Origin of the sequence: Treponema sp. OMZ 805, from assembly GCF_050937395.1 — a bacterium.
In the GTDB taxonomy this organism is placed as follows: domain Bacteria; phylum Spirochaetota; class Spirochaetia; order Treponematales; family Treponemataceae; genus Treponema.
This window is the reverse complement of record NZ_JACCLP010000006.1, coordinates 40,012-60,465: the sequence shown is the minus strand read 5'-3', so window position 1 is coordinate 60,465 and position 20,454 is coordinate 40,012. Positions and strand designations below refer to the sequence as shown.

Annotated in this window: 23 protein-coding genes and 1 pseudogene; 15 read left to right on the top strand and 9 right to left on the bottom strand. The window is 44.4% G+C overall.

The window, feature by feature from the left end:
• The 15 genes and pseudogenes from HGH47_RS06485 to HGH47_RS06415 all read left to right on the top strand — a co-directional run bounded on the left by HGH47_RS06485 (position 1) and on the right by HGH47_RS06415 (position 10,538).
• The gene (locus HGH47_RS06485) at positions 1–456 is read left to right on the top strand and encodes a hypothetical protein (RefSeq protein WP_212566294.1); all 456 of its coding nucleotides are present in this window, start codon (positions 1–3) and stop codon (positions 454–456) included.
• Between the two features lie 203 nt (positions 457–659).
• Positions 660–1,187: a flavodoxin gene (locus tag HGH47_RS06480; protein ID WP_212566295.1), complete on the top strand. Its 528-nt coding sequence runs from the start codon at positions 660–662 to the stop codon at positions 1,185–1,187.
• 36 nt (positions 1,188–1,223) lie between these two features.
• A complete protein-coding gene (locus HGH47_RS06475) occupies positions 1,224–1,574 on the top strand; it encodes a putative quinol monooxygenase (protein ID WP_212566296.1) in 351 nt (116 codons plus the stop codon).
• A complete protein-coding gene (locus HGH47_RS06470; RefSeq protein WP_212566297.1) occupies positions 1,571–2,056 on the top strand; it encodes an aldo/keto reductase in 486 nt (161 codons plus the stop codon). The genes HGH47_RS06475 and HGH47_RS06470 overlap by 4 nt, the downstream gene beginning before the upstream one ends.
• A 105-nt stretch (positions 2,057–2,161) precedes the next feature.
• Positions 2,162–2,353, top strand: a pseudogene (locus HGH47_RS06465) (macro domain-containing protein); the annotation flags it as partial.
• A gap of 31 nt (positions 2,354–2,384) precedes the next feature.
• The gene (locus HGH47_RS06460; protein WP_212566298.1) at positions 2,385–2,741 is read left to right on the top strand and encodes a carboxymuconolactone decarboxylase family protein; all 357 of its coding nucleotides are present in this window, start codon (positions 2,385–2,387) and stop codon (positions 2,739–2,741) included.
• Between the two features lie 87 nt (positions 2,742–2,828).
• Positions 2,829–3,152: a nucleotidyltransferase family protein gene (locus HGH47_RS06455; protein WP_212566299.1), complete on the top strand. Its 324-nt coding sequence runs from the start codon at positions 2,829–2,831 to the stop codon at positions 3,150–3,152.
• Positions 3,142–3,285 carry a HepT-like ribonuclease domain-containing protein gene (locus HGH47_RS06450; RefSeq protein ID WP_230974612.1) on the top strand — a complete coding sequence of 48 codons (144 nt, stop codon included), beginning with the start codon at positions 3,142–3,144 and terminating at the stop codon, positions 3,283–3,285. The genes HGH47_RS06455 and HGH47_RS06450 overlap by 11 nt, the downstream gene beginning before the upstream one ends.
• Before the next feature lie 122 nt (positions 3,286–3,407).
• Positions 3,408–3,887 (top strand): cyclic pyranopterin monophosphate synthase MoaC, encoded by a 480-nt coding sequence (gene moaC / locus HGH47_RS06445; RefSeq protein ID WP_212566300.1) that lies wholly within the window; start codon positions 3,408–3,410, stop codon positions 3,885–3,887.
• Positions 3,877–4,836 (top strand): GTP 3',8-cyclase MoaA, encoded by a 960-nt coding sequence (gene moaA, locus HGH47_RS06440; protein WP_212566301.1) that lies wholly within the window; start codon positions 3,877–3,879, stop codon positions 4,834–4,836. The genes moaC and moaA overlap by 11 nt, the downstream gene beginning before the upstream one ends.
• Positions 4,837–4,840: 4 nt before the next feature.
• Positions 4,841–5,269, top strand: a complete 429-nt coding sequence (locus HGH47_RS06435) for an MOSC domain-containing protein (RefSeq protein ID WP_432911108.1) — start codon at positions 4,841–4,843, stop codon at positions 5,267–5,269.
• A gap of 146 nt (positions 5,270–5,415) precedes the next feature.
• Positions 5,416–6,741 carry an ABC transporter substrate-binding protein gene (locus HGH47_RS06430; RefSeq protein ID WP_432911105.1) on the top strand — a complete coding sequence of 442 codons (1,326 nt, stop codon included), beginning with the start codon at positions 5,416–5,418 and terminating at the stop codon, positions 6,739–6,741.
• Positions 6,742–6,776: 35 nt separating this feature from the next.
• Positions 6,777–8,906, top strand: coding sequence for a methyl-accepting chemotaxis protein (locus HGH47_RS06425; protein WP_432911102.1), 2,130 nt, complete (start codon positions 6,777–6,779; stop codon positions 8,904–8,906).
• Between the two features lie 111 nt (positions 8,907–9,017).
• Entirely contained in the window at positions 9,018–10,022 is a 1,005-nt protein-coding gene (locus tag HGH47_RS06420; RefSeq protein WP_432911099.1) for a TAXI family TRAP transporter solute-binding subunit, read from the top strand.
• A gap of 12 nt (positions 10,023–10,034) precedes the next feature.
• On the top strand, positions 10,035–10,538 hold the full coding sequence (locus tag HGH47_RS06415) for a DUF1850 domain-containing protein (protein ID WP_432911096.1): 504 nt from the start codon (positions 10,035–10,037) through the stop codon (positions 10,536–10,538).
• Positions 10,539–10,540: 2 nt separating this feature from the next.
• Here the strand turns inward: HGH47_RS06415 and HGH47_RS06410 are convergent, their stop codons facing one another.
• From HGH47_RS06410 to HGH47_RS06370, 9 genes are all read right to left on the bottom strand, one after another.
• Positions 10,541–11,704: a TRC40/GET3/ArsA family transport-energizing ATPase gene (locus HGH47_RS06410; RefSeq protein ID WP_432911093.1), complete on the bottom strand. Its 1,164-nt coding sequence runs from the start codon at positions 11,702–11,704 to the stop codon at positions 10,541–10,543.
• 3 nt (positions 11,705–11,707) lie between these two features.
• A complete protein-coding gene (locus HGH47_RS06405) occupies positions 11,708–12,892 on the bottom strand; it encodes an ArsA family ATPase (protein ID WP_432911090.1) in 1,185 nt (394 codons plus the stop codon).
• A gap of 99 nt (positions 12,893–12,991) precedes the next feature.
• Positions 12,992–13,276: a hypothetical protein gene (locus HGH47_RS06400; RefSeq protein ID WP_432911087.1), complete on the bottom strand. Its 285-nt coding sequence runs from the start codon at positions 13,274–13,276 to the stop codon at positions 12,992–12,994.
• Positions 13,277–13,278: 2 nt separating this feature from the next.
• Positions 13,279–14,574: an FAD-dependent oxidoreductase gene (locus HGH47_RS06395; RefSeq protein WP_432911084.1), complete on the bottom strand. Its 1,296-nt coding sequence runs from the start codon at positions 14,572–14,574 to the stop codon at positions 13,279–13,281.
• 146 nt (positions 14,575–14,720) lie between these two features.
• Positions 14,721–15,449 carry a ubiquinone/menaquinone biosynthesis methyltransferase gene (locus HGH47_RS06390; RefSeq protein ID WP_432911081.1) on the bottom strand — a complete coding sequence of 243 codons (729 nt, stop codon included), beginning with the start codon at positions 15,447–15,449 and terminating at the stop codon, positions 14,721–14,723.
• 85 nt (positions 15,450–15,534) lie between these two features.
• Positions 15,535–16,461, bottom strand: a complete 927-nt coding sequence (locus tag HGH47_RS06385; protein ID WP_432911078.1) for a prenyltransferase — start codon at positions 16,459–16,461, stop codon at positions 15,535–15,537.
• A 3-nt stretch (positions 16,462–16,464) separates the two neighbouring features.
• Positions 16,465–17,484: a polyprenyl synthetase family protein gene (locus HGH47_RS06380; RefSeq protein WP_432911075.1), complete on the bottom strand. Its 1,020-nt coding sequence runs from the start codon at positions 17,482–17,484 to the stop codon at positions 16,465–16,467.
• Positions 17,485–17,486: 2 nt separating this feature from the next.
• Entirely contained in the window at positions 17,487–19,643 is a 2,157-nt protein-coding gene (gene ldhH, locus HGH47_RS06375; RefSeq protein WP_432911072.1) for an L-lactate dehydrogenase (quinone) large subunit LdhH, read from the bottom strand.
• A gap of 177 nt (positions 19,644–19,820) precedes the next feature.
• Positions 19,821–20,372 (bottom strand): LutC/YkgG family protein, encoded by a 552-nt coding sequence (locus HGH47_RS06370; protein ID WP_432911068.1) that lies wholly within the window; start codon positions 20,370–20,372, stop codon positions 19,821–19,823.
• Between the last annotated feature and the right edge of the window lie 82 nt (positions 20,373–20,454).

The window sequence follows — 20,454 nt, the reverse complement described above, 5'->3', positions numbered from 1 at the left end:
ATGTGCAAAGAATGTTATGTAAACGAAAGCAGAATTACGCCGCTGCTTAATCCTATTGAGTGTTTGGAACATCATACGCAGTATATATGCGGAACATGCGGGCGGTGTATTTGTATTGAGCATGATTCAAAGAGAGGCTTACAAAGATGGAATTTTCCCTTTAAGTCATTGGAAATTGCAAAGCTTTATTTACGGACAGCGGATTATACGGAAAAAAAGTCCTGCGATATTTATGAAATCGAAAACAGCAAGGGAAAAAAATCGTATAAAATTTTTCCTTCTTATGATGATGTTCTGCTCTTTTTGAAAAAAAATAAAGATAAACAGTGCAAGCAGACCGCGCCTCTTTTTACAGCCGGAGAATATAAAGAATATCCGCATACACAGATACGCCGATTGACACCTGCTGAAGTAACACACTATACGAATGAACGCGAACACGGTATTACCGTATAAATTTCTTCCTGCTGCAAAACAGTTTAACAACAAGAAATTTCAACTTGACACAATGTCAGTTTATTGCTATATTATACTTATAAAGCTGACACTATGTCAGTAATAATTTAAAGAAAACCGATATACGAACGTGCAGATTGCAAAAGAATGCAGAGAGATAGCGGTTTTCCGCAGATTCGTTTTATACTTACAGGAGGCAAAAGATGAAAAAATTTATTCTTTCAGTTTTAATGGGCGCCGGTATGGCCGTAGGACTTTCGGCAAAAACAGCGGTGGTATATTTTAGCGCAACCGGTACGACGGAACGGATGGCGAAAAATGCTGCAAACGCGATGGGGGCGGATATCTTTGAAATAGAGCCTGTCCACAAACACACTGCCGCCGATCTAAACTGGCATGATAAAAAATCACTCACCACAATCGAGTGTAACGACCCAAAATCCCGTCCGGCAATCGCAAATATGATTGATTTATCCGGCTACGACACCGTTGTTTTGTGCTATCCTATCTGGTGGGGATATGCGCCGAAGATCATGTATACCTTTGCCGAAAGTCAGAATTGGAGCGGGAAAAAACTTATTACTTTCTGCACATCAGGCGGAAGCGGGCTCGGCCGGAGCGGTTCAGACCTTGCAAAATACGCAAAGGGAGCAGACTTCAAGGGCGGAAAAGACTTTACGCGCGGAAGCGGTAACGATATTTCAAAATACGTGAACGGGATTTTGAAATAGGGGAAAACAATAACAAAAATCCGGGAGGAGAAATCAATGAGCATAACGGTAAACATTCGTTACAGCGGTAAGGGAAATGCCGCGGTTAACTTTGCAAAGGAAATGACTGAAAGCGGAACGGTGGAAAAAATCCGTGCGGAAAAGGGCAACTTGCGCTACGAATATTTTGTTCCGCTGTTTGACGGCAGCGGGAATGATGGAAAGACCGTGCTGTTGATTGATCAATGGGACAATCAGACGGCGATTGACGCTCATCATGCTTCGCCTATGATGGAAACAATTTCTAAACTCCGTGAAAAATATAACCTTCACATGAGTGTAGAGCGTTTTGTTCCCGGCGGTGATATGCCGGAGAGCGATAAAAGTTTTTATAGGAGAATAACATGACTTTAAACGAAACGTATACTTTGGCGAATGGGGTAAAAATTCCTAAGCTCGGACTGGGTACATGGCTTATCGAAAACGATACGACGGCGAATGCGGTACGCAATGCCGTAAAAGCGGGCTACCGGCATATCGATACGGCGCAAGCCTATCAAAACGAAGCGGGAGTCGGCGAAGGTGTGCGTACCTGCGGTATACCGCGCACTGAATTATTCATTACGTCGAAAGTCGCCGCAGAGCATAAAAGCTATGAGGCGGCAGCTCTTTCAATCGATGAAACGCTTAAGCGTATGCAGCTGGACTACCTCGATATGATGATCATCCACAGCCCGCAGCCGTGGAATGAATGGCGGGGGAAAGCTTTCCACACTAAAAGACTTTTTCGATTACGGAGACGACAGCCGCTTTCCCGTATTCAGCGGAAAATAAGGATGAGGGCATCTCTAAAAACTTCGATTTTTAGAGGTGCATATATCATCAAATGAAGAAATCATATTCGGTGATTGGCTTAGAGATAGTGCACAAATCAAAAAAATGATTACCGATTTTAGAACTGCAAAAGAGACGTTCTAAATGGAAATAAAGCGGAAGAATATAACGTGCGGAGCATTGCCTTTTGCCGTATTTCAACCGGAGTGTTTATGTTTCCGAATCGGTGCGCAGCGGAAATTGCGGTAGAAACCGTCCGAAAATACTTCGAGCAAACCGGAAGCGGGATGAAAGTCGTGTTTAACGTATTCAAAAACGAAGATTTTGCGATTTACAGCAAAATTTTATCATAGAAAGCGATTTTGCTATTAAAAGGAGGCTCTTATGGAAAAAATAACGCAGACTGCGGGACGCGATATGCTCGGCGATTTTGCGCCGCTATTTGCTCATTTAAATGATGATGTACTGTTCGGTGAGGTGTGGAACGAAACCGCTATTGACGTAAAGACAAAATGTATCGTTACGGTTGTCGCGCTAATTGCTTCGGGAATTACCGACACGTCGCTTTCGTATCATTTGCAGAATGCCAAAAAATATGGCGTAACCAAGGCGGAGATTGCGGCGATCATCACGCATACGGCGATGTACACAGGTTGGCCGAAAGGCTGGGCAGCATTCCGGTTAGCAAAGGATGTATGGAACGAAGCTGTGTCGGCAACGAATATAAAGGCGCAGTACTAAAATACGATTTTCTTTCCTATCGGCAGCTTAAAGGAGTTCGTCTTGTGATTTTAATAAGGGTATGGTATATTTAAAAGGGAATGAAATATGACAGCCTTTGAAAAACTTTCAAACAATGGCATCTATTTGACTCATAAAAATTTGGAATATATAATTTCTAAGTATAATATTAAAGAAATATCTGTATTTGGCTCTTCAATACGAAATGATTTTACAAGTGAAAGCGATGTCGATTTCCTTATAGAGTTTAGAAATTCTGAGAAAATATCACTTTTTGATATACTGGATATACAAGACTATCTTCAAAATATTACAAAAAGAAATGTTGATATAGTGGAACCTGCTGCTTTAGTAAATCCATATAGAAGAGAAGCAATAATGAATTCTCGGGAGCTGCTCTATGTTTCATAATGAGCGTGATAAAAGATTAAGAAACAAAATTGTTCATGATTATGAGGAAATCTTAACAGATCGAATCTGGCTTATTGCGTCGGAATCAATTCCTGAGTTAATGTATCAAATAAAATCAAAAAATTTTATCTAATATCTCCTTCAATCGCAAGTTACATCTAAGGGAAAACCGGTGAGCAAAGCTCACCTCTAAAAACGGAAGTTTTTACAGGTTCCCATTTATTTTTTCATAAAAGTTGCTTATGATATAATAACATGGAAAGAAAACAACTTAATCACTTTGACTCCTCCGGTAAAGCCGTGATGGTGGATGTCGCCGGTAAGGATGAGACAAAAAGAATAGCGGTTACGCACGGCTTTATCAGCATGAGCGCGGAGGCCTTTCTTGCGGTACGCGAAGGCAGCGTCAAAAAAGGCGATGTGCTGGGAATTGCGCGGGTTGCCGGAATTATGGCGGTAAAAAAGACGCCGGAGCTTATCCCTCTCTGCCATACGCTGCAGGTTACGAGTGCCGGTATTGACTTTACCCTGTATGAAGCGGAATGTAAAATCGAAGCTGTATGTACGGTCGGGGCTATCGGACGGACGGGCGTTGAGATGGAAGCGTTGACGGGTGTTTCCGCCGCGTTGCTGACGATATACGATATGTGCAAGGCGCTGGATCGTTCGATGTGTATATCGGGAATAGAGCTTTTGAAGAAAGACGGTGGAAAGAGCGGCCGCTATGAAAGATAGGTTCCTGCGGGAAATCGATTATATCAGAATATCCGTAACCGACCGGTGTAATTTCAGGTGCCGTTACTGTATGCCCGCTCAAGGGGTCGGATTTATTCCGCATGATCAAATTCTCAGGTTTGAGGAGATTATCAGGATAGGCCGGTTACTCCCTCGGATCGGTATCAAACATATCAAAATTACCGGCGGTGAACCGCTGGTTAGAAAGGGTATTTGCTCTCTTATTAATGATTTAAAAGCGCTTGAAGGTATTGAGCAGGTTACACTGACGACAAACGGGTACTTGCTTGAACAGGCGTCCGAGAAGCTAAAAGAGGCGGGGATAGACGCGGTCAATGTCAGTGTCGATACGGTCAATAGAGAAAACTTTACGAAAATATGCCGCAAAGACGGGCTTATGGAGGTGCTGCGCGGAATAGATACGGCGCAGGAACTGGGTATCGCCCTCAAGGTGAATACCGTCGTTAGTGGGAACAGCGCTCCGGCAGAATTGCTCGATGTGCTCGATTTTTTTTCATGCAAAGGTATCACGGTGCGGTTCATAGAGCTGATGCCCATCGGTATCGCGGAACGGACACGGGTAACAAATGCGGACTTATTCAACTTGATTAAGCGGCATCATCCCGATATTACAAAGGACGATTTTAGAAGCAATGGCCCCGCGCGATATTATCAATTCGGAGACGGTAAACGGGTCGGTTTTATCTCGGCGGTACACGATATGTTTTGTTCCTCGTGTAATCGGGTACGGCTGACTGCTGAAGGGGTCATCAAGCCCTGTCTTGCAAGTACGCTTTCATATAATATAAAGCGCTTACTCAGAAGCGGAGCCGGAGATGCCGAGCTGGAGAGGGCTTTAAAACAAGCGGTGTTTCATAAGCCGGTAAGTCATCATTTTAACAACAGGCGGAAAACGGAAACGCGCGTGATGAACACGATAGGAGGGTGAGCCTGTGGGAACCGTGATGGGAATATGTATCAGCGAAAAAAAAGGAACCGCAAAACATGCGGTAGAGCAAGCCGTTTTAATTGAAGATTTCGGACTGGAAAACGATGCTCATGCGGGTAAGTGGCACCGGCAAGTCAGCTTGCTCTCCTTTGAAACAAGAGAACGGTTTAGAGCGAAAGGCGCAGACGTGACAGACGGTGCGTTCGGTGAAAATCTTTTGGTGAGCGGCATAGACCTCGTGCATCTTCCTATCGGTACGATTCTTACATCGGGAAACATAACGCTTGAGGTAACGCAGATCGGGAAGGAGTGCCACAGCCATTGCGCAATCTATCACACAATGGGCGAATGTATTATGCCGACAAACGGAATATTCGCGAAAGTACTTACCGGCGGTCTATTAAAAAAAGGAGATGAACTGGTTGTACGTTGAGCATTTATTTCAGCAAGCGGGCAAACACATCAGGCAGAGTAGATAAGAATCGCAGAATAATAGAGGTATCAGGGCTGATTGTTATATTTTACCGCTTATGCTACAATGTGCCGATAATTTTTAAAACAAAAGATCAAGGTGCTGTTATGACTAAGATTTTTCACGGTTTATTGCAAAGAAGTTTGCTTATGCTGTTTGCCCTTCCGGTGATTTTGTTGATGGGCTGTATGAATGCTAAAAAAGCCGATACTGCTGCGGAAATTGAATTTTGGTCGTTTCCCAATTTTACCTCCGAAACCGGTGTCGAAGGTGATTTTGAAAAAAGTTTAATTGCTGCGTTCGAAAAAGAAAATCCTTCTATTAAAGTACATTTTACGTTACTCAGTTTTACCGACGGAGCGGAAAAGATTGAAAAAGCCATAAAAGACGGCAAAGCTCCCGATATTATTTATGATGCCCCCGGCCGAATTATCGGATGGGCGGGGAAGGGCTTGCTTGAACCGCTGGATGATGTGCTCGCAACTGAAAAACCGTATATCACGACGGAGCTTTTGACCGTTTCCGCGGGTAAAGATAGACGTACGTATATGTACCCGATGCATGAAGGCGCTTTTTCGATGGCGTTCAATAAAGAAATGCTCGAAGACCTGCATCTTATCGATTTGCTGCCGTATAAGCGGAGAGACCGCCAATGGACGGTTGAAGAGTATGAAAGGCTCTTAACTGCCCTTAAAGAGAAGCTACCGGCAGGAACCGTCCCGGGTGTTTTCTATTATAAAAATATGGGCGGCGATCAGGGGACTAGAGCCTTTTTGGTCAACCTTTATGGAAATGCAAATCTTTTGAACGGAGATTATTCCAGTTATATTTATAATTCTACGCAAGCGGTACGGAATGTGGATTGGACGGTACGTGCAATGAAACGGGGCATTTTGCTCGACGGAAAGGATCTTACTTCAAATGATGCGATTGCAATGTTCGTTTCCGCTAAGGCCGCTCATACTATCTTGTATTCACCTCAGCTCAATAAAATGAATGACGGTAAACGCCGCTATAAAGGAAAAGATTTTACGCCGATCTATATGCCGTTTCCCAATGATGCCGGCGCTCCGCTCCTTGAATTTTTGGCGGGCGGTGCTTGTGTCTTTAACAACGGCAATGCGAATAAAATAAAGGCCGCAAAGAAATTCCTGCATTTTGCCGCAACCGACGAAGTATGGGCGCCTAAGCTTATAAATGCAACCGGCGGTTTTCCTGCAAGCTCTAAAATTCAGATAGAAACGGAAGATACCGAAATACTGTATAATTCGGTGCTTCAACGGTTCTTTGGTCAGTATTACAATAATATTACCGGTTTCGGGCAGATGCGCGGATACTGGAATACGCTTTTAAAAGAAGCCGCTGCGGGAAAAGATATTCAAGCTGTACTGAATCGCTTTGTGCAGAATTCCAACGCTACGCTGAAAGAATAAAGGGAATTTTCTAACTGATAAGAATGGAGAACACAATGGTACGCACAGTTTCACATAGACAAAAAGAAACGAGTTTTTTTTCCATTAGAAATAAGATGATTACATCTTTTGCCGTATTTGCCGTTTCTATTTTAACGATTGTCTATATTGTCGCGATATACTTTGCTTCCGTTTCGCTTTTGGATAATACCGAATATTTCTTAAAAGAACTCGTAAAAAGCTCATCGAAAGTTTTAGATGAACGCTCGCAGGCCTTGTTCGGAAAGTTGGAAGCGTTTTCAAACTTGCCGATCATTCAAGACGACACCGTATCGTATCAAGAAAAAATAGAATTATTTAAGAATGAGATACAAATGCAAAAACAGCGCGGCTGGCTCAGCTTCGGTATCAGCGGACTTGACGGTATGTTGTACCGAACGGATAACACGGTTGAAAAAGTTGCAAGCGCCGATTGGTTTCAATCGGCACGTAAAGGAAAATATATTATTACGGAACCGGCACAGTCATCGACCGATCGGAGATATATTTTCATTGTGGCGATTCCTATGAGGGATTTACAAGGGAAAATCACTGGTGTTATCAATGCAACGATTTTAGGTGATGCACTCTCGAATTTAATAAGCGATATTATTGTCGGCGAAACGGGTACTGCGTATTTGGTGAGTGCTTCCGGCACTGTTTTAGGCAACCGCCGCCCCGAAATTCTTTACAAAAATATTTACAGTGAAATAATCGGAAGTGATACAAATGCATATGCGCAATTCCTTAAACAGGCGCTTGCTTCACATAAGTCTTCGGTTAACGTATCCGAAATAAAAGGCGTCAAGTATATATCTGCCGTCGCTTCGATGCGCTACGCGGATTGGACACTCCTCTTAACGGCTCCCGTCTCGGAGTTTATGGCGGAGAATGTGACAAACCTTATTAAAACATTTGTCATCATTGCGTTATGCCAATTGATTATCGCCATCTCGTTAGGTGTTCTTATTGCACGCAATATTACTCGTCCGATCAATCACGTGATAGATGCACTCAAAAATATTGCGCAGGGAGAAGGAGACCTTACGATAGAGCTTCCTGCAAGTGGTAAGGATGAAACGAGCGTATTGTCATCGTATTTTAATCAGACGATTTTAAAACTGAAAAATTCAATCCAAAAAGTCGGGGCGGATTCCCGCGAAATGGAATCGGTCGGTTCCGATCTCGAAAGCAATATGATGTCGGTCAGCGAAGTGGTCTCAAATATTACCGCCGGTATTGAAGATCTGAAAAAGCGGTTTGTGGAACAGGAAGAAAGCGTATCCGGTACGGCTGCCGCTATTGAGCATATCATCAAAACACTGCGTGTTTTAAATGACAGTATTGGTAAGCAGGCCGCAATGGTGACGGAATCATCCTCTTCTTTTGATAAGATGTCGCATAGTATCGGTATGGTAGGCGAAAATGTAGCTGAAACCCGTGAGGCTATCCGTAATCTTTCTGCGGCTACCAATGACGGCAGGGAAACACTCGCTAAAGCAAATGAGGTGTCGCAACGGATTGCGGAGGCATCAGGCGATTTAATTGAAGCGGGCGCCGTAATAGAAAATATTGCAAGTCAAACAAACTTGCTTGCAATGAACGCCGCTATCGAAGCAGCTCATGCGGGAGAAGCAGGGAAGGGATTTGCCGTCGTCGCTTCGGAAATCAGAAAACTCGCTGAAGAATCGAGTGCACAGGGTAAAAAGATTTCCATAACACTTAAAAATCTCTCCGCCGAAATCGAAGCACTTGCCGATTCCGCATCGGGAGCCGTTGAAAAGTTTAATATCATTTCGGGATACTCAAAAGGTTTGAGCGGCTCCATCGAAGGGGTTGTTCAAGCGATGGATGAGCAGGAAGAGAACGGAAAAATCATCTGGGGTATTATTAACGACGTTACCGGTTTAACGAATGAAGTAAAAAACGGTTCCGGAGAAATGCTTGATGACGGTGAAAAAGTTGTTTCGGCGACAAAGATGCTCGATGAATTAACCCGTATTTTGCGGCAGAGTATCGACGATATCGCCTCACAGACGGAATTGATCAATGAAGCTGCGCAAGAGTCTCTTGAAATTGCCGTAAAAAATAAGCAAAGTATAGACGGTCTTGTCTTGGAAGTCGGTAAGTTTAAAACCGAGAAATAGGCAAAAAGGTTTGCGTTGCAAACTCGATTATTTACGGATGCGCGTAACGCGCACGGCTAAAAGTTTTTTCGGATGTTGAAACATCCTGCCAAAACTTTTATAGGAGATATTATGAAGACAGTAAGAGTAAGTTTCGGTCTGTTGTGTATGGTCGCATTGGTTGTGATGACAACAATAGGCTGTGAAAAGAAAGAAGGCGGAGAGAAAGCCGCTCATCAGCTTGATAGAACGAAAGAGTTCGTTACGGTTGCGACAGGCCCGACAAGCGGTATTTATTTTCCGATTGGCGGAGCTTTCGCCGAAGCCTTAAAGTCGGCTGGGTATAATACCAGTTCGCAAGCGACCGGTGCATCAGCTGAAAACATTTCGATGATTTCAAAGGGAGAGGCGGAGCTCGCCATTGCAATGCAGGATTCCGTTATGCAGGCATATAAGGGCTTCGGCGCTTATGAAGGCAAAGCCAATCCTAAGCTAACCGCTTGTATGCGCTTGTGGCCGAATTATGTACAGCTGGTAACGCTGCGCAAATCAGGTATCAAAACCGTTGCAGATTTAAAAGGAAAACGGGTCGGCGTCGGCGCTGCAAACTCCGGTGTTGAATTAAATGCCCGTATGATTTATGAAGCCTATGGTATGACGTACGCCGACAGCAAGGTTGACTATTTGTCTTACGGTGAAGCAATCGATCAAATGAAGAACGGTCAGTGCGATGCGGCTTTTGTTACATCGGGTTTGCCGAACGGAACGATTATGGAGCTTGCGACCAGCTATGATATGGAGATTGTTCCCATCGACGGCGCGGGCAGGGATTCACTGATTGAAAAATATCCGTTCTTCTCGCAGACGATTATTCCGGCAAATACTTATAACAACACTACGGATGTCGACACCGTTTTTGTGTATAACATCATGCTGGTAAACAGCGAGCTTTCTGAGGATGTTGTGTATGATATGCTGACGGTTATCTTCGATAATATTTCGACGATTAAAGCATCACACAATGCGGCCAATAAGCATATCGATTTGTCCTTCGGTGTAGAGGATGTAAGAATTCCGCTGCATCCGGGCGCTGCAAAATTCTGGCAGGAAAAAGGTTTTAACACTCCGCAGAATTAACGGATATGTCGGATGGAACGGCTTTTTACCGGATTGCGGTTTATGCGTATATGCACTTGTTTATATAAAGTGTGTCTGCTTATTTTTGCCGTATTACTACCGGTAAGCTGTTCCTCCGGTAATGCTGTTGAAATTTCCAATCAGGTAACAAAAGAACGGTATTGTACACAAACGGTGCAAACCGGTGATGTCCTTTCGTTTGAGTGGGAACATTCATTTGAACATGTCTTATGGAAAGAATTTTATCGGGTAACCGATGAACATACGTTTAAACTTTTTACCATTGCCGTTCAAGGTTTCGGCGCCGGGATTCCGGCGGAGATGGACTGCACCTATCGATATGAGGACGGGCTTATCTATATGGAACATATAGAAGGCAGTGTATTCAAAGAGTTTAATTGGATCCATTCGCAAAAGCATCTCAAAACCATTACGATAAATGATGCCGTGCTTATACGGGGGGAGGAACTTCCCCAACGGGCAAAAATACGGCTGAGTTTACAGAGGGATTTTTAGTCTTAATAATCCAGCATTATTTTAAGCTGACCGTTTTCGTAAATATGGTTTGACAGCGTGCGTCTTGCCATATTATCCGGCAAATGAAATCTCCTCGTTTCGTTTTTGATCGATACGATTATGTCGGCATCCTCTTTTAAAATTGAAATATCCTGTTGATTAATAAACGGAAGATTCATAACGAGTATCAATGTTCCATGAGCTTCTTCTATATGAAAAGAAGGTTCGCTGCAAAATAATTCCATCGGATCGGTTTCTCCATACAACGCTTCTGCAGCCTTGTCCAAAAGTTTTTTACTGCGTATTTCTTCGTCCCACAATTCCAATGTAAAAAATTTTTGATTTATAAAGCTTTCCCGTGCAATGCGTATATGCTCTTCCTGTACGGCTTTCCAATTTTCAAAATAACCGTCGAGCGCTTGTTCGGGATATATTTTGTTTATAAAAATTGCATCAACACCGAAATCATAGAGTTGAAACCATGTATAAGCGCGGCGGGCTTCCTCCAATACGATACGTTCAGGGGTAATAACAATTCTTATACCGGTAACAGTACGATCGTGAAGTATTTTTTGTAGCTGCGCAAGCCTTTTAATTAAAGCGGCAAACTCTTCAAAAACGATGTCTTTCGGTTTCGGTACGGAGGTCTTTTTTGAAATTAATGATCCAATTGCAGTATTGACCGTGCGTATCATCGGAATGATCTTATCGGCAAAGACGGTTAATTTTTCGGCATAACGCAGTAAAGACAAGGTTTCTCCGGTCGGAGCGCAATCTACAATAATCACATCATGCTTATTATCTTGATAGGCATCGAGGATACGCAATAAAGAAAACAGCTCGTCAAAGCCCGGAAACAGTAATGCTTCGTCAGCCTCTATTCCGCCGTTCGCTTTTTCCGTAATGATTTGTTTTAAATAATCGTGCACATTTTTCCATGCTTTTTTGCTTTCATAGACGGTATCGATCTCCAACGCATCGATATTTTTAAATATGCGTACCGGTTCCCCGCTTAATTTTTCTCCAAAAGAATCGCCGAGGCTGTGCGCTTGATCCGTACTTATGATAAGAACCTTCTTCCCGTTATCTGCGAGTCGGCACGCAGTCGCCGCCGCTATACTGGTTTTTCCGACTCCTCCCTTTCCGGTGTAAATAATAATTCTCACAGGTTATGCCTCTTTGTTTTCGGAAAGCCGAAAATAAATCCGAACGGTTCTATCGTTTACGTCCGTTTGAACGATTTTGCTTCCGCGCAGCGTATTAGGTAAGGGAATACAGCGGTTAAAATTATTCACTTTGATACTGATATCCGCCGTATGACAAAACACTTCCGTTTCGCCTCGGCAGTTGTTCGGCAGCGTAATGGTAAGGATATATCCCTCCTCCCATTTTTCATACGATTCGCTTTCGGTGTGCGCTCTAACCGCGAATAGGTCAGGGATATTCAAAACTTCTTCGCTCAATTTTTGAATTGCTTGAAAGCCTCTTATTTCATCGGGATACCACGGAACATATATGATAGGTATATCGGTGAATATGCTTTCCATATCGCGTATATATCGGCTACGGTGCTCTTTGATTTTTTGCATAAACGGATTTTTTATATCTTCCGGCACCATACGGTTGATAAATACGGTATCGACTTGGTATCCGTATAAATTCATATACATAAAATTACGCTTCGTTTCTTCCACAATCATTTTTTCCGGCATACATACTAATCTGACGGTACTGATATCTTTGTCTTTAAGAAGATTTTGAAGCTCGAGCAGTTTTGCATGTAATACTTCTATTTTGTCGAGGGTTTTACGGCTAGGAAGTGTAACATGATATTTTACCCTTGAAACAGGAGATAATACACGGAGCATGGTTTTACCGACCGGGAAAAATTTTTCCATGTACCAAGAAAGCAATTCGGGGAGTTTAAGCAGGGATAATGTTTCTCCGGTTGGGGCGCAATCGACAATAATACGGTCATAGGTGTTATCATCATAGAGTTGTTTGATTTTAAGTAGTGAAAATAAATTTTCAAATCCGGGAATGATGAAATGGCTGCCTATCGCATCGAGATTCTTTTTTGCCCCTCCGATAAGATCGAATATCGATTTTTGAGTTTCGGGAAAATCTTCACGCATGAGCGCGTATGGGTCCAATTCTACTGCCCACAGGTTTTCTTCAATTTCCGTTATATCTTTGCCCACCGGCGCTCTAAAAATATCGCCGATGTTATGCGCCATGTCTACGCTGACTAATATAGTTTTTTGTCCCGTACGCGCCGACCGCAGTGCATGAGCCGCAGCGATACTTGTTTTACCGACTCCTCCTTTTCCGGTAAATACTATTATTCTTCCCATTTCAACCTTACTTTATCGGCAACAAACGATATACGGGCGGTTCCTCAAATGATACCGATGAAAGGTGATGCAAACACATTTTTCGGAACCGCCGGAAAGCTACCCCCGTCTGTAGGAAACGCCGATCCCGCCTGAAGGATGATTCCATTGCTTGACGATCTTGCCCAAAGAGAGGACTCTGCATGTGCCGCATTCCAAACATCCTAAATGGCTGAAAGCAAGTTTGTTGTCAATGTACTTATAGCATTCCGCAGGACAGGCAAGCAATAATTTTTTAATCTCCTTTTCATCCGTATATTCAAGATCAACATCGATATGAGAATATTCCTCATCCGTATGAAATACATTAAGCGCAAGTTTATCTTCAATCGTCATTTTTTTCATAGTTAAAAGGCCTCCACTATCGATGTGATTGTATTTACAATTTCCGTCGCGCTTGTCCGCTGTGCAATACTGTCAAGCGCATACATAATAAGATTTTGTTCCTGTTTGCCGTTGACGGTGAATGCCTTAGCCGCAATATCGGTCGCCAGAGAAGGAATAAGCTCAAATATCTCTCTGCGTCCAAGCAATGCAGGAAATCCTTGATATTGTTTTAAATCTCGCATGATAAAACTGTTATCCAATGCTTTTTGGTAGTATGCAAGCGATTTTGCGCTGTAATCTCCCTTTTCATTCGCCTTGATAATCGTTTCGGCTGCGAGACGTCCTGATTCTATTGCAAAATCCATACCGCGGACGGTAAACCCGAGATTGATACAGAATCCGGCGGCATCTCCTACGATGATAACACCGTCTCTGTATAATTCCGGCACCATGTGCAGTCCTTCTTCCGGTACTAAGTGAGCCGAGTATTCAATGGTTTTTCCGCCTTCTATATACGGAGCCACAGCCGGATGGTCTTTAAAGCGTTCGAGTAATTGATTAACCGATAAACCGCTGTGTTCGATGTCGCTTAATGTCGCTACGATACCGACTGAAACCGAATCTTTATTTGTATAGAGTAAGCCTCCGCCGAATCCTCCCGCTGTGGGGTCCCCTGCGGAAAGCCACGCAACGCCTTCATTGCCCCGCACCCCGAATCTTTGATTGATAACATCTTCACCCAGTTTGATGATTTCTTTTGCACCGACTGCGACCTGATGAGGTTCGAGTTCCTTTTTCATACCGATGCTTTGCCCGAGGAGCGAGTTTACGCCGTCTGCAAGGATAACAACATCCGCATATAGCTTTTCCTCGGTGGCTTCAACACCGATAACTTTTCCGTCCTCAACAATCAGCTTTTCGACAAGCGCTTCGGGAATAATTGAAACCCCTTCTTCTTCCGCTTTTGAAGCCAACCACTGATCAAATGGCGCACGAAGTACGGTGTACGAACCGGTATCGGGTTCACTGCTTAATTTCTTGGAGCCAAACCCAATATCAACGGAACCGTCGCTGCTCATCAAAGAAATTTTTTCTTTTGTAACCTTTCTTTCAATGGGAGCCTCTTGCGCAAAATTCGGAATAATTTTTTCAAGACTATGACCGTATAACCGTCCTCCGGTCATATTTTTTGCTCCGCAAAAATTTCCGCGTTCGATGATAAGCACTTCCAGATTTGCCCGCGCCAACACAAGACCTGCCGAACAGCCGGCTAATCCTCCTCCGACGATTATGACATCAAATTTATCATCGCTCATACTCTTTCCTCCTTGTGTGAAATGTACGTTTGTGCCTTTATTAAGACACAAATTTTATACTCTATACTCTATATAAGGCATCTTTAAAAAATTCCGGTGAATTTTTCAGATGTCCCCTTATATGCACATAAATCCGAGAAAAACCTCTAAACGCTAAGGTCTTTAGCAGTTTTCTCCGGTTTTTTCCCTTGAACCAATATACATGCCCCGAACATTCTGCTCGTTTGGGTAATATGCGTCAGCCCCAAACGCTCGTATAACGCAACCAATTCTTTTTTACGGAGGAATTCTTGCGTAGACGTATAGAGCCATCTATACTCTTGACGATATTTTTTCCCTCCGCCTACAAGCGGCATGATATACTTAAAATACAACGTATAAAAACCGCGTACGTATATGGTGTCCGGTATAAAGGAATCCAGACAATATATGCTTCCTCCGGCGGCTGCAACTCTTTTCATTTCGCTTAGCACCTGTTGATAATCCGGCGTATTGCGCAAACCGAAGGAAATGCAAACAGATGCAAAGGTATTGTCGGGAAACGGCAAGTGCATTGCATTCGCTTCCTTCCATACGATATGTTTCATACCGCTGCTCTTCCGCTGCGCTTCGGCCAGCATAGCGGGAGAAAAATCTATTCCGGTACTCCATATATCCGGCCGTTTTTGCGCCGTCAAAAGGGGAATGTCACCGGTGCCGCAGCACACATCAAGCAAATTCGTATGAAGCGGCGCCGTTTCGGAAATTGCATTCACCAGCAGCGCTTTCCACGATTTTTGCAGCCCCAAACTGATTCGTTCATTTGCGCGGTCATAATTCCCCGATATGGTTTCAAAAACCCGATATACGTGCTGCGACTTTAATACGCTATCCATACGACCCCTTGCGAGAACACTCAAGAGGGTATCTTCAAAAAACCGTGTTTTTTGAAGTCATCATTACAGTCGAAAGCTCGTTTCATCAGCGTTTTCCCAATACGAGGCTGACGGCCGCCGCCGCTATATATCCGCCGTTTCCGTATATGTTTGCCGATACAATGCCTTTCATACATCGTACGCGCTTTTCAGGGCATAAGTCCGATTTGAGAAGACCGATAAAGGCTCTCCAGCCGACAGCAATACAAATAGGAGCGATTATACCGTTGGCAATGCCGAATGTAGCGACAGGCAATACGCACAACAGCGTGATCCACACGATTACCGATATGCGGTATAAGATAACCGTCTTTTTTCTTCCGATGCATACGGGCAGTGTGTGTCTTCCTGCGCGTATGTCTTTTTCAATATCGCATCCGTTATTGCTCATCATAATAAGCGCAATACCGATGATGAGCGGAAGGCTGTACACAAGTACGGCAGGGTGCAGCCTATTGTCTGCCGCCGCCGCTATACCGAGCGGTATCAGGCCTCCCATAACAAAGCCCGAAACGAACTCGCCTACCGGACGGTAGGATAACGGAAGCCGTCCGCCGGAATACAGCAACACAACTACGCCCCCGACTGCACCGATACACAGCGGAACAAATCCCGTTTTGATACAGCTGAAAATTCCTAAGACCGCTCCCGCCGCAAGGTATAAAAGGCCGAGATACAGCGCATGAACGGGCTTTATGTCGTTGTATAAAAGTACGGCGTCGCTTTTTTCTACATTGTCTTGCGTGCTGTCGGTACCTTTTACATAGTCTGCATAGTCATTCAGCGTATTTACCGCCGCTTGCATCAGTATACATGCAAGGATAAGCATTCCTCCCGTAGGAATACTTAAACCGTATCCGCTTATTCTGCTGAAAAGAACGCCGAACAACGCGGGGTAAACGGAGGCAACCCATGTATGAGGTGCGGCCAGTTGTACAGCCGTACGCACCGTTAGACCTCGGTACCGGCTCATCTTTTAGACCTCCAAAAGTTTCGTAAGCTTTTTCATCAGTGTTACCGTCAATGCATTATCCTCAATTGTGTTCAAAAGTTTTTCGTTCTTTTTTGCAAGTGTTTTAATTTCAGCGCGGGTGCCGTCAATGCCTCCTAAACGTATAACATTTTTTTCCATATCGGAAATTTCTTCGGACGAAAGACGCCGCCGTGTGTTTTCACGCATAACCGGCCGCAACAGCTTTTGGGCGTCGGGATGCTCCAGCGCTTTAAGCAGCGGCATCGTATAAATCCCGCTCAAAAAGTCCCGGTGAATCTCTTTATCGAACACCTTTCCGTCGGCGGTAAAGTCCAGTAGATCATCCCGCAGCTGAAGCATAAAACCGATGTTCTCCCCGAACCGCTCAAGTGTGCTCACCAATGCATCACAACACCCCGCTTCCCGCGCGCCTATGCGGCAGGCAACCTGAAACAATGCCGCCGTTTTTCCTTTGACATTGTGTAGGTATTCTTCTATTGTAACCTCCTCTTTATAGCGGCAGGCGTCTTGTCCTATTTCGCCTGCGCACATCCGTTCTATCGCTTTTGAAAGCGCCGCTCCCGATTCATTGAGCTGTTCCGCCGCTTGATAGTGATACACGCTCGCTATCAGCAAATCGCCCGCATAGACGGCCGCATTTCTGCCGTACTTACTGTGTATTGCAGGTTTTCCGCGCCGGTAGGGGGCATCATCAACGATATCATCGTGTATCAATGAAGCGAGGTGCGTAAGCTCAACCAAAGCCGCCAATGCGCATAGCCGCTCTTTTTTTGCCTCCCATAAGGGACCTAAGGTTCCGCAGAGCAGAAGCAGCTTTGACCTGATCATCTTCCCCGATGAAGAAACCGCATCGTTAATGATGCTGCCCGTTTCGGTATTCGATAGCGGATTTCTTACAATCAGGCGCATATACCGTCTTACGCAATCCTCCGGCTCCTTTATAAAGCGTTCCAATTCAGGAATGTCAAAATGCTGCGCCGCTTCGCTCCTTGTTTCTTTCAACCTTAAACCAGCCCTCTTTTCTCCGCAATAATTTCAGCCGTATGCTTAACTTGTATGTTCTCTCCTCTCGCGTCAAGCCCGCCTCTGATCTGCATCATACAGCCGGGGCAGTCGACGGCGACAATTCCCGCTCCCGAAGCCTTTATATTCTTAATCTTGTTTTCAAGAATGGGCGCCGAAATTTCAGGATAGAGCATACAGTAGGAACCGCCGAAACCGCAGCAGTTATCATGTTCTTCCATCTCTACGAACTCAACACCCTTTGTATGTTTTAGAAGCTCGCGCTGTTCTTCCGTTACGCCGAGGCTCCGCTTAAGATGGCAGGAATCGTGATAGGTAACTTTAAGCGGTTTATCGTCACCTTGATCTGATACGCCGCCGAGATCGTAAAAGAGTTTACAGAAGTCGAAAGCCTTACCGGCCAGTTCCTCCGCCCGTTTGCGCATGGGAGTGCCTTCCTCAAAGAAGGTCGGATATAAATGCAGCTGATGCGTACACGACGGACAGGCCGAAACGATATAGTCGTACTTTTCCGCTTCCATTCCTTCAATATTGATAATCGCCTCTTTTGTTGCGTTTGCCACATCGCCCATACTTGTCGCGGGACAGCCGCAGCACGCCTGTCCGAGCGGCATTTCCACCTTGTAACCGATGGAGTTCATATCAGCGATGACGGATCGGGCAAGATCAACATAAATGAAATCCAACAAGCAGCCTGCAAATAATGCAATCGTTCCTTTCGGATTTTTAACTTCTTGCTTAATTGTCGGGAATATGTCTCTAAACGGTACCGGTGCAATAGCCGGGAAGCTCCTTCCTTCGGTAAGCCCCGATAAGAACATCGGCAAGTGCCGAATCATCGGCTGTCCCTTTGTAAACGGAGCTTGCGCTATGGAAGCGATTCTGAGCAGCGAATGGAAAAGTTTGCGGTCGGATACTGCATCCAATGCAAATTTCTTTATTGCATCGGGACGTTCCGCCATATCCATTTCTCTCAGCTTCATAATCATTTCCGAAATCTTGAGACCGCCTCCGCAGACTTCATCGCATCTTCCGCACTGTAAACAGATATTTTGAATTTGCGAAGCCCGCTCCTCGGATACTAAGAAATGCGTCAGCAGGGTTCCTATACCGCCCGTATATACATTTGAACCGTAGACATGGCCGCCTACCAGCGCAAAAGCGGGACATACGTCAAGACAGGCGCCGCACCGTATGCAATCGAACATTTGGCGGAAATCCTTATTGGCAAGAATTTCTCTGCGGCCGGGGTCGTCAAGGATTACGCAGTAAAAATCTTTCTTTTTCTTTTCGTCCGTTTCCTTATTAACGGTAACTTCACAGGCGCCGGTATACATTGAAATGTATGAGGTAATTCTTTGCGCGGTTCCATTTCTCGGCAGCGCTTTAAAAATCCAGCGGGCGTCCGAAAACGATTTAACGAATTTTTCAATACCGAAAATATACAGATGAGTACCGGGAAGCGTTCCGACCATACGTCCGTTACCTTCGTTTGTCATCGTAAAAACGGTTCCCGTTTCGGCAACCGCAACATTTGCGCCGGAAACGCCCATTTCGGAAGCGGTAAACTTATCCCGCATTACCTTTCGGGCGGTTCTTACTTCTTCCAAAATAACCGGATTGTTTTTAACCTTCGTATAATCGGTAAAAAGGTCGGCAACCTGCTCTTTATTTAGGTGCAGCGCCGGCATAACCATGTGTACCGGCGTATTTTGTTCGAGCGAAATAATAAATTCCCCTAGGTCGGTTTCCTGAACCAAAACGCCGTCTTCTTTTAGAACCTTGTTAAAATGCAATTCTTCGGAAGCCATGGACTTTGATTTAGTAATGGTTTTTACGCCCTTTTCTTTTACCAGCTTGCGTATCCACTCCATTGCATCTTCCGTACTTTTTGCATGGTATACATGACCGCCTCTCGCTTCACAGTTTTTTGTAAATTCTTCGATTATTTCATCGATATGATCCGCGGCATAAGACTTGACTTTTTTAATCATCTGCCTTGTGGCTTCAAAATCGACGCCTGCATACGATTTTTCTCTTCTTGCGGGATACGTTTTGCAAAAATTGCCGAGCGTACGCCCCAGCGTAGCATTGGATAATGCGGACTGTATTTCTTGCTTTAATTCTTCGTTAGCCATAATGATTTCTCCTATAAAAAGTCAAGAAGAAAGTATCAACTTTCGATTGACTTTTTACGCACGTTCGCAACGAAGTGAGAACGTGCAGATGATATACAAGTTTGCGCTTGAGCAAACTTGGGTAAATAAAAGCCTGAGCTATTTGTACGGCTTTTATTTTACACTCCTCGATATGTCTTATTCGTCATCAACTACAATAATGCACAGGTCAATCGGCCCGTGAACCCCTACCGTTCCTACGCATTCAATATCCGCAGTACGGCTCGGCCCTGTGATAAATCCTACATAATTCGGGAGTTGAGGCGTTTTACTTAATATGTCAAACATGTCATCGTAGGTGGGAACAATCGTGGAACCTTTTACAATTCCTATATAGTATTCCGACATCGTTGCGACAATTCTTCCGTCAACGTCGTCCTGTTCTTGAACGATAGTTCCAAGTTCGGCAATGCCGTGTTGCGCTTCGGAAACGCCGCCCTTGTCCGTTTCGGCATGAAGGCGGATATGATCGGTGTGTACATTGATACCGGCAGCCGCAAGCTCCGATACAACCCCCGCTTCTTTAAGGAGCGGAGATTCAAACACGCAGGCGGAAGAAATGCCGTGCTCCTTGAACACTTCCGCAACGGCCTTCCCCAATCCTGCCTTAGGAACCCGCTTGCTGATGCCGTTTACACTTTCAAGATTCTTTTTAAAAAGCTCATACAAGTCGTCTGTTATACTACTCATCGCAGCCTCCATAAAATAATGTTAAGGTGAATACACCAAAATACCGTTTACAAAACAAATGATAAAAACCATCCGGCGCGCT